General features: G+C 65.9%; 12 protein-coding genes. 10 read left to right on the forward strand and 2 right to left on the reverse strand.

The genetic code is table 11. The annotated features are described in order from the left end of the window. The first annotated feature begins 100 nt into the window (after positions 1-100). The 4 genes from IEX41_RS12215 to IEX41_RS12230 all read left to right on the forward strand — a co-directional run bounded on the left by IEX41_RS12215 (position 101) and on the right by IEX41_RS12230 (position 4,288). A complete protein-coding gene (locus IEX41_RS12215) occupies positions 101-979 on the forward strand; it encodes a DMT family transporter (protein WP_188790542.1) in 879 nt (292 codons plus the stop codon). 111 nt (positions 980-1,090) lie between these two features. Then, positions 1,091-2,251, forward strand: a complete 1,161-nt coding sequence (locus IEX41_RS12220; RefSeq protein WP_188790543.1) for an OmpP1/FadL family transporter — start codon at positions 1,091-1,093, stop codon at positions 2,249-2,251. 172 nt (positions 2,252-2,423) lie between these two features. Next, a complete protein-coding gene (locus IEX41_RS12225; protein WP_188790544.1) occupies positions 2,424-3,281 on the forward strand; it encodes an ATPase in 858 nt (285 codons plus the stop codon). A 53-nt stretch (positions 3,282-3,334) separates the two neighbouring features. Next, on the forward strand, positions 3,335-4,288 hold the full coding sequence (locus tag IEX41_RS12230; RefSeq protein ID WP_188790545.1) for a homoserine O-succinyltransferase: 954 nt from the start codon (positions 3,335-3,337) through the stop codon (positions 4,286-4,288). A gap of 34 nt (positions 4,289-4,322) precedes the next feature. Here IEX41_RS12230 and IEX41_RS12235 read toward each other — a convergent pair whose 3' ends face one another. Together IEX41_RS12235 and IEX41_RS12240 are read right to left on the reverse strand one after the other, a co-directional pair. Continuing rightward, the gene (locus IEX41_RS12235; protein ID WP_188790546.1) at positions 4,323-4,775 is read right to left on the reverse strand and encodes a DNA polymerase III subunit chi; all 453 of its coding nucleotides are present in this window, start codon (positions 4,773-4,775) and stop codon (positions 4,323-4,325) included. A 4-nt stretch (positions 4,776-4,779) separates the two neighbouring features. After that, positions 4,780-6,264, reverse strand: a complete 1,485-nt coding sequence (locus tag IEX41_RS12240; RefSeq protein ID WP_188790547.1) for a leucyl aminopeptidase — start codon at positions 6,262-6,264, stop codon at positions 4,780-4,782. Positions 6,265-6,411: 147 nt separating this feature from the next. Here IEX41_RS12240 and lptF point away from each other — a divergent pair, with 147 nt between their 5' ends. From lptF to rsmA, 6 genes are all read left to right on the forward strand, one after another. Continuing rightward, on the forward strand, positions 6,412-7,530 hold the full coding sequence (gene lptF, locus IEX41_RS12245) for an LPS export ABC transporter permease LptF (RefSeq protein ID WP_188790914.1): 1,119 nt from the start codon (positions 6,412-6,414) through the stop codon (positions 7,528-7,530). Then, positions 7,527-8,621, forward strand: coding sequence for an LPS export ABC transporter permease LptG (gene lptG, locus IEX41_RS12250; RefSeq protein WP_188790548.1), 1,095 nt, complete (start codon positions 7,527-7,529; stop codon positions 8,619-8,621). The genes lptF and lptG overlap by 4 nt, the downstream gene beginning before the upstream one ends. Further along, positions 8,621-10,804 carry an LPS-assembly protein LptD gene (locus tag IEX41_RS12255; protein ID WP_188790549.1) on the forward strand — a complete coding sequence of 728 codons (2,184 nt, stop codon included), beginning with the start codon at positions 8,621-8,623 and terminating at the stop codon, positions 10,802-10,804. The genes lptG and IEX41_RS12255 overlap by 1 nt, the downstream gene beginning before the upstream one ends. Continuing rightward, positions 10,795-12,030 (forward strand): peptidylprolyl isomerase, encoded by a 1,236-nt coding sequence (locus IEX41_RS12260; protein WP_188790550.1) that lies wholly within the window; start codon positions 10,795-10,797, stop codon positions 12,028-12,030. The genes IEX41_RS12255 and IEX41_RS12260 overlap by 10 nt, the downstream gene beginning before the upstream one ends. Beyond that, the gene (gene pdxA, locus IEX41_RS12265) at positions 12,027-13,004 is read left to right on the forward strand and encodes a 4-hydroxythreonine-4-phosphate dehydrogenase PdxA (RefSeq protein WP_188790551.1); all 978 of its coding nucleotides are present in this window, start codon (positions 12,027-12,029) and stop codon (positions 13,002-13,004) included. Before IEX41_RS12260 ends, pdxA begins: the two co-directional genes overlap by 4 nt. Before the next feature lie 121 nt (positions 13,005-13,125). Further along, positions 13,126-13,962, forward strand: a complete 837-nt coding sequence (gene rsmA / locus IEX41_RS12270) for a 16S rRNA (adenine(1518)-N(6)/adenine(1519)-N(6))-dimethyltransferase RsmA (protein WP_188790552.1) — start codon at positions 13,126-13,128, stop codon at positions 13,960-13,962. Positions 13,963-13,975 lie beyond the last annotated feature (13 nt).

Raw genomic sequence — 13,975 nt, forward strand, 5'->3', positions numbered from 1 at the left:
CAGCGCCCGGGAGGGCACCAGACGTCCTGCGCGGGCGGCACGGAGACCGTGCCGCCTGCTTGCATGTGAAGGCCGCCCCGGTGGCCAAGGGAGAGAGACCATGAGCCAGACCCTCCGAGCCGTCCTGTGGATGACCGGTGCCGTCGTGTCCTTCACCGCGATGGCCCTTGCCGGCCGTGCGATCAGCCTCGACCTCGATACGTTTGAGATCATGTTCTACCGCTCTGCCCTGGGCGTGATCATCGTCTGCGTGGTCCTGAGCGCGACGCGGAGCTGGGGTCAGATCACCACCCGGCGCATGGGTTTGCAGCTAGTGCGCAACCTGTGCCACTTCACCGGCCAGAACCTGTGGTTCTACGCCATCGCCACGATCCCGTTGGCGCAGGTCTTCGCGCTGGAATTCACCTCGCCGCTCTGGGTGATCCTGCTTTCGCCGCTGGTACTGGGTGAACGGCTGACCAAGAGCCGCGCGGTGGCGGCGGTATTCGGTTTCGTCGGCATCCTCGTGGTGACCCGCCCGGGCGCCGAGCCGCTGTCGCCCGGACTTGTCGCCGCAGCGCTGACCGCCATCGGTTTTGCCGGCTCGGCGGTGTTCACCCGCCGCCTCACCCGGACCGAAACCATCGCCTGCATCCTGTTCTGGCTCACCGCCATGCAAGCGGCTATGGGCCTGTTCTGCGCTGGTATCGATGGTGACATTGCCCTGCCTGCTGCAGAAAGCTGGCCCTTCGTGGTGGTTATCGCCATCGGTGGCCTCGTGGCGCATTACTGCCTGACCACCGCGCTGAGCCTGGCGCCCGCGCCAGTGGTCATGCCCATCGACTTCACCCGTCTTCCCCTGATCGCACTGATCGGCATGGCCCTTTACAGCGAGGTTCTCGATCCGTGGGTATTCCTCGGCGCTGCCATCATTTTCGGTGCGAACTACTACAACATTCTGAACGAAACAGGCGTACTCGGTCGAAAACTGCAAAAGTGACGTTACGGAGTTTTACGTCAACCTGACGCCTCGTCATCGCTTGACCGTCAAATCGACAGGCCACTACCGTCAACCTTGGAGGAGTGACAGGTTCAAGGGGAGAGGAACGTCATGAAATCGCTATACGTCGGGGCTGCAGCCCTGGCTTTGACCACCGGTGCCGCTCAGGCCGGGGGTATCGAGAGGACATCGCAATCGCTGATGATCCTGTTTGAAACGGGCAACCTGCTGGAGTTCTCACTCGGCAAGGCCTCGCCAGAGCTCAGCGGGCGCAATATCGCATTCGTAGAGGGCCTGCCGGTCGAGGACATCGATAATGTCGGCAAGGACTTCTGGCTGCCGTCTTTCGCGCTGAAGTACGACGTGAACGACCGCTGGGCACTGGCGCTGATCTATGACCGTCCGTGGGGAGCGGACGTGGAATACGGCGGCGAGAACCCTGTCTTCGGCGGCACCACCGCCGAGGCGAACACCCACACCATCACCGCACTGGCAAAGTACCAGTTCAACGACAATTTCAGTGCGTTCGGGGGGCTGCGGTTCCAGCAGGCGGGCGGAGACATCCACCTGGAGGGCATCGCCTATGGCCCGGTGACCGGCTACGATGTCAGTCTGGATGACGACTGGGCCGCAGGCTACGTGGTTGGTGCCGCTTACGAGCTGCCGGACATCGCACTGCGCGTGGCGCTCAGCTACCAGTCCGAGATCACCCATGACATGGAGACCCGCGAACGCGGCCCGCTGGTGGACCCGGATGGCCCCGGCCCTATCCCGGCGCTGCCGCTGCTCAACGCCTCGGGCGAGACCGAGGTGAAGACACCGGAAAGCTGGAACCTCGACTTCCAGACCGGCATCGCGCAGGACACGCTGCTGTTCGGCTCGGTGCGCTGGGTGCACCATTCGCAGTTCCGCGTCGATCCCGCCGCCTTCACTGCTGTCACCGGCGACGGCCTCATCGACCTGGAAGACACCACCACCTGGACCCTGGGCGTGGGACGCAAGTTCAATGACAAGTTCTCGGGGGCGGTCAGCGTCACCTATGAAGCACCGGGGGACGAGCTCGTCTCGCCGCTGGCGCCCAAGACCGGCTATACCCAGCTGCGCCTCGCGGGAACCTACAACATCAACGAACAGCTAAGCGTGTCGGGCGGGGTCAGCCACTTCTGGCTGGGAGATGCCAAGCCGGAAACCAGCACGCCCGACGTGGCGCGCGCCTCGTTCGACGACAACACTGCATGGGGTGTGGGGGCCAAGATCACCTACCGCTTCTGAGCATGACGGGGGCCATCCGTGGCCCCCTTTTCCGCCGCAACGCTCCATGGCGCCCCGGCGGACCTTCAAGGCCGGATCGCCAGGACCGGTACGCCTTATCAGCGCCTTGGGCATTTGACGCCGGGGCCGCGCCTCTTTACCTCTGGCGCGGACGAATCCCGGAGCCTTCCCCATGCCTTACGAAACCGCCCGAGCGTGGCGCGATGCCCCCAGCAGACGCGCCGTGATCTTTGCCATGTCGGGGCTTGGCAAGACCCATGTCTCATCGATGTTGCGCGACGCGGGAAGCTGGTTCCACTACTCGATCGACTACCGCATCGGCACCCGCTACATGGGCGAGTACATCGTCGACAACGCCAAGCGCGAGGCGATGCAGGTGCCCTTCCTGCGCGATCTTCTGCTGTCGGATTCGATCTACATCGGCTCGAACATCACCTTCCAGAATCTCACCCCGGTCTCCACCTACCTTGGCAAGCCTGGCGACGTGGCCAAGGGTGGGCTGCCCATGGACACCTACCGCGCGCGACAGGACCAGTTCCGCCGTGCCGAGGAACAGGCGCTTCTGGACACGGGCTATTTCATCGACCGGGCAAAGGATCTGTATGGCTACCCGCATTTCGTCTGCGATACCGGCGGGTCGATCTGTGAATGGGTGAATCCCGAAAACCCCGACGATCCGATCCTCGCACACCTGTCGGACCGCGCCCTGATGATCTGGATCCGTGGGACCGACGCGCACACCGAAGAGCTGGTGCGCCGCTTCGACAAGGCGCCGAAACCAATGGCCTACCAGCCCGATTTCCTCGAACGCTGCTGGCGTGACTACCTTGAGGAAACCGGCCTGCCCGAAGCGCAGATAGACCCCGACAGCTTCATCCGCTGGACCTATGCCCGTGCGCTCGCCCATCGCCAGCCGCGTTACGAGGCGATGGCCCGCCACTGGGGTGTCACGGTCGAAGCCGCCGACATGGCCACCGTCCGCGACGAGGCCGATTTCACCGAAGTGGTCGCTGCTGCGCTTCCCACTTGAGCAATGCCCCCCGGGGGTCTACATCAGCAGACCCCTGAGACAGGATAGATACGATGCCCATCAAGCTGCCCTCCGAGCTTCCCGCCTATGACGTTCTCACCCGCGAGGGCGTCATGGTCATGGACGAGGACAGCGCATCGCGGCAGGACATCAGGCCGATCAAGATCGCCCTGCTCAACCTGATGCCCAAGAAGATCCAAACCGAGAACCAATTCGCCCGGCTTATCGGTGCAACGCCGCTGCAGATCGAGTTCAGCCTGATCCGCATGTCCGAGCACCAGACCAAGAACACCGCCGCCGAGCATATGGAGGCGTTTTATCGCCCCTTCGCGGAGGTCGAGGCCTCAGGTGAAAAGTTCGACGGTCTCGTCATAACCGGCGCGCCGATCGAACATCTGGAGTTCAACGAGGTCACCTACTGGGAAGAGCTGGCGCGGGTCTTTGCCTGGTCGCAGACCCATGTGCATGCCACCATGGGCGTGTGCTGGGGCGGCATGGCGATGATCAACTATTTCCATGGGGTGAAGAAACACATTCTCGATCACAAGGCCTTTGGCTGCGTGCGGCATCAGAACCTTGCGCCCGCGTCACCCTTCCTGCGCGGCTTTTCGGATGACATGGTAATGCCTGTCTCGCGCTGGACCGAAATGCGCCGGGCCGAGGTCGAGGCGGCGGGCCTTCCGGTGCTGATCCATTCGCCCGAAACGGGGCCCGCGCTGGTCGAGGACAAGGCGCATCGTGCGCTCTACATCTTCAACCATCTTGAGTACGATTCCGGCACGCTCAAGGAAGAATACGACCGCGATGTCGCCGCCGGCAAGCCGATCAACGTGCCCGCGAACTACTACCCGGACGATGACCCCACCCGCACGCCGCTGAACCGCTGGCGCAGCCATGCGCATCTGCTTTACGGCAACTGGATCAACGAGATCTACCTCACCACGCCCTTCGACGTGGCACGGATCGGGACCGACTCCACCGACTGGCGGGCGCCCAAGACCTTCTGAAGACCATCTGCCAAGTAGCTGAAAACAGGAGCGTCTAGCGCTCCTGCTTCTTTTCCCAGCGGCCCGACTCCTCGGACCAGTATTGCGCCGAACAGCCTGCGGCGGTCAGCGCCTTCCACTGCCCGCGCGCCACGTTCAGCGCCGCCTCGTCATGGCCATCGAACAGGATGCACACCCGGTCGAGCCGCTTGACCTCGTCCGCGTCCACCTCGGCGCCATGCACGGACATCAGGCACGACGGCTCGTTGGTCATGTCGGTCCCTGCGGTCAGAAGCACCGGCTGCAGCGCATCATGCGGCCCGCCTGCAAGGCCGTGGGGCAGGAAACTGTCCTCCGGGCCCCACAGCGCGTGGTCGAGCCGCTCAAGCCGATCCGCCGCCCCGCGCACCACCACCCGCCAGCCCTGCGCGAGCGACCGCTCGAGCAGGACCGGCAGCGTGGCTTCCATGGGACGCCGGGTCAGGTGGTAGAACATGGCCGCGCCCATCGGATCAGGCCTTTCCGTCGTCGGCTTGCACTTCGAAGCGGTCCCTCACCAGCCGGTCGAGCGCAAGCACTCCCCAGCCCGACGCGCCCTTGGGCGACAGCGGGCCTTCGGATTTCAGCGAGGCGACCCCGGCGATGTCGAGGTGGATCCACGGCATGTCCTCACGCACGAAACGGCGCAGGAACTGGGCGGCGGTGACGGAGCCCGCCGGGCGGCCACCGATGTTCTTCATGTCGGCGACATTGGATTTCAGCAGATCGTCATAGGCCTTGCCCATGGGCATCCGCCATGCGCCCTCGCCCTCGGTTCCGGCCGCACGCAGGAATGCGTTGGCGAAGGGATCGTCGTTGGAGAAGACGGCGGCGTTCTCGTGCCCGAGCGCCACGATGCAGGCCCCTGTGAGGGTCGCAAGATCGACGATGGCAGCGGGTTTGACGTGTTCCTGCGTGTACCACAGCACGTCGCCCAGCACGAGGCGGCCTTCGGCGTCAGTGTTGATGACCTCGACCGTGTCACCCTTCATCGAGGTGACCACGTCGCCGGGCCGCACCGCCTCGCCCGAGGGCATGTTTTCGACCAGACCGACGAGGCCAACCACATGGGCGGGCGCCTTGCGCATCGCCAGCGCCTTCATGACGCCAGAAACAACGCCCGCGCCGCCCATGTCCATGGTCATGTCTTCCATGCCGCCCGCGGGTTTCAGCGAAATACCGCCGGTGTCGAACACCACGCCCTTGCCCACGAGCGCCAGCGGATCGGCCTCGGCCCCCTTCCAGCGCATCACCACCACCTTCGACGGCGAGGCAGAGCCCTGCCCGACACACAGCAGCATGTTCATGCCCAGCTCGGCCAGCCTGTCCTCTTCGAGCACCTCGACCTCGACCCCGAGCTCGCGCAGCCCCTCGAGCCGGGTGGCAAATTCCGTGGTGGTGAGCACGTTGGCGGGGGCGTTCACCAGATCGCGGGTGAAGAACACCCCCGAAGCGACGCCCAGCAGCGGGGCACAGGCCGCCTCGATTTCGGCGGGCTTGGGGCAATGGACGGTGGCGGGCTCCAGCGGCTTGCCCTTGTCGCTGCGCACCTCGGTGTAGCCATAGCCGCGCAGGGCGAGGCCCAGAACCACCTGCGGCAGGCGCACCAGCGTCTCGCCCAGCACGGTCACCGGCGATGCCCCCGCCAGACGCGCCAGAGCCGCACCGGCCTTGCGCGCCGGCTCGACCTCGGCGCGGCGTTCCAGCTTCACGATATCGATGGCATCCGCCGCCATGCCGCCCGGAAAGGCCAGCGACACAACCCCGCCCTCGGGCAGCTTTTCCCAGGCCTCACCCTCGACCGCCCGGGCAACGCTGCCCCGCGTCAGCCGGTTCAGCCGCCGGGCGCCCCGCCCCAGCTGGCCCGCCGCGTTGACGAACACCGCAACCCGTCCGGGCGCGTCCTTGAGCGCATCGAGATCGGTTTCGACGAAGGTGATCTGGCGCAGATCTGTCATCATGCTCTCCCATTGATTGGCAATAGTGGTAAGGCCGCCGGACGACATTGACCAGAGGCAGCTTTTCCAGCACAAGCCGTTGGTCTAGGGTAACCGAAAACATGCAAGAATGACGGGGGACGGGCAGTGCAGAGATTCGACAGGTACATGCTGTCGCAGCTCATGGTCGTGTTCGGATTTTTCGCCCTCGTCCTCGTGATGGTCTACTGGGTCAACACCTCCGTGGGCCTGTTCGACGAACTCATCGCAGACGGGCACACAGCGGGAATTTTCCTTGAATTCACCATGCTTGCCCTGCCCGGCGTCATTGGCATCGTGCTGCCCATGGCGGCTTTCGGCGCAGCGGTCTACGTCACAAACCGCATGTCCAATGACAGCGAGCTGACCGTCGCAAGCGCCACCGGCCTGTCGCCGTGGCGGTTGGCGCGCCCGGTGCTTGTGTTCGGTGTCATAATCGGCCTGATGATGGCGGTGCTGGCCAATGCGCTGGTACCCGCATCGGTATCACAGTTGCGTCTTCGCGAAGGAGAGATCTCGAACTCGGTGACCGCGCGGCTGCTGCACGAGGGCACTTTCCTTCACCCGGTGTCGGGGATCACCTTCTACATCCGCGACATCACGCCTGAGGGTGAATTGCTTGACGTGTTCCTGTCGGACCGTCGCAGCGAGGACCGGGTGACCACCTACACTGCCGAAACCGCCTTCCTCCTGCGCGAGAACGGTGCCTCCCGGCTGGCCATGCAGTCGGGCATCGCCCAGACCCTGCGCCTGTCGGACCAGACTCTGTCCACCACCAATTTCGACGACCTGACTTACGACATCTCCGAGATGGTCGCCGCAGGCGGGGCCAAGCGGCGCCGTGCCGAACAGGTCCCCACGCTGGAGCTGCTGACGCAGACCGCTGCCGTGGCCGAGGAAGTCCGCGATGATCCGGGCGAGCTGCTCGAGGAGGCGCATGGCCGCATCGCGCAGCCGCTGCTGTGCATCGTCGCCGCGCTGATCGGCTACGCGGCGCTGATGAGCGCGAGCTACTCGCGCTTCGGAGTGACCAAACAGGTGGTCGGTGCGATCTTCCTTTTGGTGCTGGTCAAGGTCATCGAAAGCGCCGTGGGCGGCCCGGTGCGAGCCAACCCCGCGCTCTGGCCACTGATTTACGTGCCAGCGCTGAGCGGCCTGCTCATGGCGCTGCTGCTGCTGTACCAGGCCGCGCGACCCTTCCGGCCGGGCAGCCCGGCCGCGCCTGATGAAGACGGGACAACCGCATGATCCTGCACCGCTATTTCGCCCGCCGCTTCCTGTGGATGTTCCTGTCGATCCTAGGGGTCTTTGCCCTGTTCATCGGCCTTTTGGATTTCGTCGAACAGTTGCGCAAGTTCTCGGGCGAGGCGAATTTCGCCCAAGTCCTCCAGGTCACACTGCTGCGCCTGCCCGACGGCATCTACGAGATCCTGCCGCTGGTCATGATCCTTGCCACCGCGGCGCTTTTCCTGATGCTGGCCCGCTCGTCCGAGCTGGTGGTGGTGCGCGCCTCGGGGCGCGCCGGGCTTACCGCGCTGATGGGGCCAATCACGGTGGCGCTTATCATCAGCGCCGTCACCGTGGCCATCTTCAACCCGCTTGTCGCGGCGACGTCGAAACGTGCCTCGGCCCTGTCGGAAAGCTACGAAAGCAGCGGCGCATCGGTAATCTCCATCGGGCGCGATGGACTGTGGCTGCGCCAGGGCGGCCCACAGGGCCAGACCGTGATCCGCGCCTCCAGCGCGAACCCCGACGCCACCATCCTCTACGACGTGAGCTTTCTCAGCTATGCTCCCGGCGCCGGCCCGGTGCAGAGGGTCGAGGCCGAGGAGGCAGAGCTCGAGGACGGTGCATGGGTGCTGCGCAACGCCAAGGCCTGGCCGCTGGCCGAAGGGATCAACCCCGAGGCCGGGGCCCAGCAGCACGACACCCTGCGCATCCAGAGCGACCTGAGCCGCGACGACATCCGCGACCGCTTTGGCAGCCCCTCTGCGGTGGCGATCTGGGATCTGCCCGACTTCATCGCCGGGCTTGAAGAGGCCGGCTTTTCCGCCCGCCGCCATCTTGTATGGTTCCAGATGGAACTGGCACGGCCGGTTTTCCTCGTGGCCATGGTTCTGGTGGCCGCGGGCTTTACCATGCGCCCCTCGCGCATGGGCCGCACCGGGCTGCATGTGCTGGCGGCGGTGCTCTTGGGCTTTGGCCTCTACTACGTGCGCAACTTCGCGCAGATCATGGGTGAGAACGGCCAGTTGCCGCCGGTTCTCGCCGCCTGGATTCCGCCCGTCGCGTCGCTTTTGCTGGCGCTCGGGCTGGTCCTTCAGATGGAGGACGGTTGATGCGTCTTGCCCGCCACTTCGCCCTTGCCGCCCTTCTGGGCATGACCGCCCCTGCCGCTCTTCTGGCGCAGGAGACGGTGATCCGTGGCGGGGCCGAGGCTGAACAGTCTCAGCCCGCCCTCCTGATCGCCGACGCGGTCTACGTGGAGGACGGCGCGCAGCTTGTGGCCACCGGCAATGTCGAAGCGCTGCATGACGGGGTGCGTCTGACCGCCACGCGCATCGTATACGATCAGGAAGGCAATACCCTCTCCATCGACGGGCCGATCCGCATCACCGACGATACCGGCAACCTGCTGCTGGCGGATGCGGCGCAGATGGATCAGGGGCTGCGTAATGGTCTGCTGTCCGGCGCACGCATGGTGATGGAGGAACAGCTGCAGCTTGCTGCCGTCGAGGCGCAGCGCGTCGATGGCCGCTACACCCAGCTCAGCCGCGTTGCGGTCACCTCGTGCCAGGTCTGCGGCCGCAACGAGGTGCCGCTGTGGCAGATCCGCGCCGACCGGGTGATCCACGACGAGGACGCCCGTCAGCTTTATTTCGAGGGCGCGCAGTTCCGGGTGCTCGACGTGCCGCTGCTGTGGCTGCCGCAGCTTCGCCTGCCGGACCCGTCGCTGAGCCGCGCACGCGGCTTCCTGACGCCGACGATCCGCAGCACCTCTCTTCTGGGGACAGGCATCCGGGTGCCCTATTTCATCCCGATCGGCGACGACAAGGACCTTACCCTGACGCCCTACCTGTCGTCGGAAACCCGCACCCTCGAGGCACGCTACCGCCAGGCCTTCGCCAATGGCACCATCGAGCTGAACGGCGCCGTCACCCGCGACACGCTGGTCGAGGATGAAACCCGCGGCTATCTCTTCGCCCTCGGGGAATTCGGCCTGCGCAACGATTACAAGCTCGAGTTCGAACTGCAGAGCGTCTCCGATGACGCCTATTTCAACGAATACGATTATGGCCCGTCGGAGCGCCTCGAAAGCTACGTTCTGGTCAGCCGCGCCCGGGCGGACGAATACATACAACACGATCTTACCGCTTACGAGACCCTGCGCGCCGCCGAGGACAACGACACCCAGCCGTCCCTGATCCTTGGCAGCAGTATCGAGCGGCGATACTTCCCGTCGCGGATCGGCGGAGAGCTGCGGCTTGGGGCCGAACTGCACGGGCATTACCGGCGCTCCACGCTTGATGTGGACAGCAACGACGACGACAGCGTCGTCGATGGCCGCGACATGGCGCGCCTGACCGCCGAGGCTGCATGGTACCGCCGCTGGACGCTGGCAGGCGGCATCCGGGCGGGCGTGCAGACTCACCTCTGGGCCGACCGATACATCACCTGGGACGATGCCGCCGCCGACGGTGAGGCCGACCAGCTGACGCCCGGCGCCGCGCTTGAACTTCGCTGGCCCTTTGTGCGCCGCGGCGCAGGCGGTGAACGCACCCTGATCGAGCCGGTGCTGCAATACGGCTGGGTCGGCGGCGAGCGCCTGAACGTTCCCACCGACGAAAGCACCCGCGTCGAATTCGACGAAGCCAACCTGCTTGAGCTCTCGCACTTTCCCGCCGCCGACCGGCGGGAGCGTGGCGAGCTTGGCGTCGCTGCTATGCGCATGACCCATCAGGGACGGTCCGGCTGGACTGCCGGGCTGACCCTTGGCCGGGTCTGGCGCAGTGATCTCGACAGTGGGCTGAGCCGGTCATCGGGGCTCGACGATCACCAAAGCGACTGGCTGATCTCGGGCGGCTTCACCAACCCGCTGGGCCTCAGCATCTCGGTGCGCGGACTGATGGACGACGACTGGCAGTTTTCCAAGGCCGAAAGCCGGGCCGCGTGGTCCAACGACCGGGTGGATCTGGGGGCCACTTACGTGATGCTCGTCGAGGATCCGCTGGAGGACCGCGACGAAAGCCAGGCCGAATGGGGCTTTGATGGCAGCTACCGCTTCGGCCGCCACTGGACCGGCTCCGCGGAATGGCGCTACGACCTCGCCGACCGGCGACTTGACCGCACCGGCCTCGGGCTGCAATACCGCAATGAATGCGTACAGGTGGACCTCACGGTGTCCCGCAAATTCGCGTCCGCGACGAACCTTGAACCTTCGACCGATTTCGGCCTGATGGTGGGTCTGACCGGGTTCGGCACCGCCGCCAGCGCCAAGGAGTATCGACGCACATGCAACTGACCCCTGCCCGCCTTATCCGCTCGCTGAGCGTTGCCGCCGTCCTGGCCTTGACGGTCGCGCCGGTGGCCGCCCCCGCGCAGAACATGTTCGGCCCGGCGATCACCGTGAACGAGATGGTGGTGACCGGCTACGAGCTGTCGCAACGCCAGCAGATGCTGACCCTGCTCAACAGCCCTGGCAATCCCGCCGAAATCGCACGCCAGCAGCTGATCGAAGAGCGACTGAAGCTCCAGGCCGCTCGCGACCAGGGCATTGTTCCTACCGAGACTGAAGTGGCCGAGGGCATGGAAGAGTTCGCCGGCCGCGCCGACATGAACGCCGAGCAGTTCATCCAGGCCCTTGCCGGCGGCGGTGTCGCCGAGCAGACCTTCCGCGATTTCGTCTACGCCGGCATCGCATGGCGCAACTTCGTGCGCGCTCGGTTCGGCGCCCAGGTCAGCCAGATCAGCGATGACGAGGTCGACCGCGCCCTTGCCGGGGCCGGCGGTCAGTCCAACGTGCGGGTGCTTCTCTCCGAAATCATCATGCCGCTGACTCCGCAGAACGCCGCTGAAGTTCGCGCCCGGGCCGAGCGCATCTCGCAGCTGACCTCGGTGTCCGAGTTCTCGGCGCAGGCGCGGCAGTATTCCGCCACCGCCACCCGCGACGAAGGCGGTCGCCTGCCTTGGCGCGACCTGACCGATCTGCCTCAGGCACTGCAACCGCTGATGCTCGGCCTTGCGCCAGGAGAGGTCACCGACCCGCTGCCCATTCAGGGTGCCGTGGCACTGTTCCAGCTGCGCGACATCGAAGAAAGCGGCTACACCCCGCCCGAGATCTCGAGCATCGACTATGCCGCCTATTACATGGCTGGTGGTCGGTCGCCGGAAACGCTGGCGAAGGCCCGCGTGCTGGCCTCCCGCGTGGACCGCTGCGACGATCTCTACGGCGTTGCGAAGGGTCAGCCCGAACAGGTGCTGGATCGCAGCGCGCTGCCGCCCTCGGAAATCCCCACCGACATCGCCTATGAACTCTCGAAGCTCGATCCCGGCGAAGTGTCCACCGCGCTTACCCGGTCGGACGGTCAGACGCTGGTCTTCCTGATGCTCTGCGGGCGCACGTCTTCGGCGGTCGAGGACGTGGACCGCAACCAGGTAGAGATGGGTCTGCGCAACAGGCGCCTCGCCGAGCTGTCCGACAGCTTCCTTGCGCAGCTGCGATCCAACGCGCGCATCGTCGAGCAATGAGCGCACCCCGGCAGCCCGTGGCCCTGAGCTGCGGTGATCCCTCCGGCATCGGGCCGGAGCTGGCCGAGGCCGCCTGGGCGGCCCTTGGACCTGAACTGCCCTTCGTTTGGCTGGGCGAGCCGTCGCACCTGCCGGGCAATGTACCTGCAGTGGTCATCAGCGATCCGTCTCAGGCTGCGGATGCGGCCGTGCGCGGCCTGCCTGTGCTGCCGGTCGGCATGCCCGGTCCGAGGGTGCCCGGCACGCCTCAGCCCACCCAGGCGGCGGGGGTCATCGCCTCCATCGCCCGCGGTGTGGAGCTGGTGCAATCTGGCGCCTGTTCGGCGCTGTGCACCCTGCCGATTTCCAAGCAGGCGCTGGCCGAGGGGGCGGGCTTTGCCTACCCTGGCCACACGGAATACCTTGCCGATCTCGCCGGGGTAGACGAGGTGGTGATGATGCTGGCATCGGACGAGCTTCGGGTGGTGCCTGTCACCATCCACATCGCCCTGTCGGAGGTGCCCGCCGTCCTAACGCCTGCACTGCTGGAAACGCGCCTGAGGATCACGCACGCCGCGCTTGTAGCGCAATTCGGCATCGCAGAGCCCCGGATTGCCGTGGCCGGCCTGAACCCGCACGCGGGCGAAGGTGGCCGCATGGGCCGCGAAGAGATCGACCTCATCGTGCCGGTGCTGGATCGGCTGCGGGGCGAGGGCATGGACTTATCGGGCCCGCTGCCCGCGGACACCATGTTCCACGCCGAGGCGCGTGCGGGCTATGATGCAGCGGTGTGCATGTACCACGACCAGGCCCTGATCCCGATCAAGACGCTGGCCTTCGACCGTGGGGTGAACGTGACCTTGGGCATGCCTTTCATCCGGACCTCGCCCGATCATGGCACCGCCTTCGGCATTGCCGGCAAGGGCATTGCGAACCCGACGTCGACCATCGAGGCGCTGCGCACGGCCTGGCGGATGTCTGGGGCGGCGGCGTGATTTGCGAAGACAGCGGAGCCGCTGCGCGGCTGGTGGGTAGCGCCGCTGCGCGGCGCCGTGAGGGGCTCTGCCCCCGCAGCCTGCGGCTGCTCCCCCGGGATATTTGGAGTCAAAGGAAGCGATGAGCGCCATCGATGGATTGCCGCCCCTGCGCGAGGTGATTGCCAGCCATGGGCTGTCAGCGCGCAAGTCGCTGGGGCAGAATTTTCTTCTTGATCTCAACCTGACCGCCAAGATCGCGCGGCAGGCGGGGGATCTGTCGGGGATGGATGTGCTTGAGGTCGGGCCGGGACCCGGTGGGTTGACCCGTGGGCTGCTGGCCGAGGGCGCCCGCAAGGTGCTGGCTGTCGAGAAGGACACGCGTTGTCTGCCGGCACTGGCTGAGATTGCCGAGGCCTATCCCGACCGGCTCGAGGTGATCTCGGGCGATGCGCTGGAGCTGGACCTGCTCTCGCGGCTCACGCCACCGGTCGCGATCTGCGCCAACCTGCCCTACAATGTCGGCACCGAGCTTCTGGTGCGCTGGCTGACCCCCGAGGCCTGGCCGCCGCAGTGGCAGACCCTGACGCTGATGTTCCAGCGCGAAGTGGCCGAGCGCATCGTGGCGACCCCTGGCAGCAAGGCCTATGGACGGCTGGCGGTGCTGGCGCAATGGCGCTGCGACGCGCGGATCGTATTGAGCCTGCCGCCCGGCGCCTTTACCCCGCCGCCCAAGGTGTCTTCGGCGGTCGTGCATCTGAAAGCGCTGCCCGAGCCGCGGTTCGAGGCGGATCGCAAGGTGCTGGAGCGGGTGGTCGCCGCGGCCTTCAACCAGCGGCGCAAGATGATGCGCGCCTCACTCAAGGGCCTTGCCCCGGATATCGAGGACAAGCTTCACACCGCCGGTATTCTGCCCACCGAGCGGGCCGAGCAGGTGTCCCTGGAGCAATTCTGCGCGCTGGCACGGCTGCTGGCGTGATCCGGCATCAGCC

This window comes from Salipiger pallidus (assembly GCF_014643635.1).
Lineage (GTDB): Bacteria > Pseudomonadota > Alphaproteobacteria > Rhodobacterales > Rhodobacteraceae > Salipiger > Salipiger pallidus.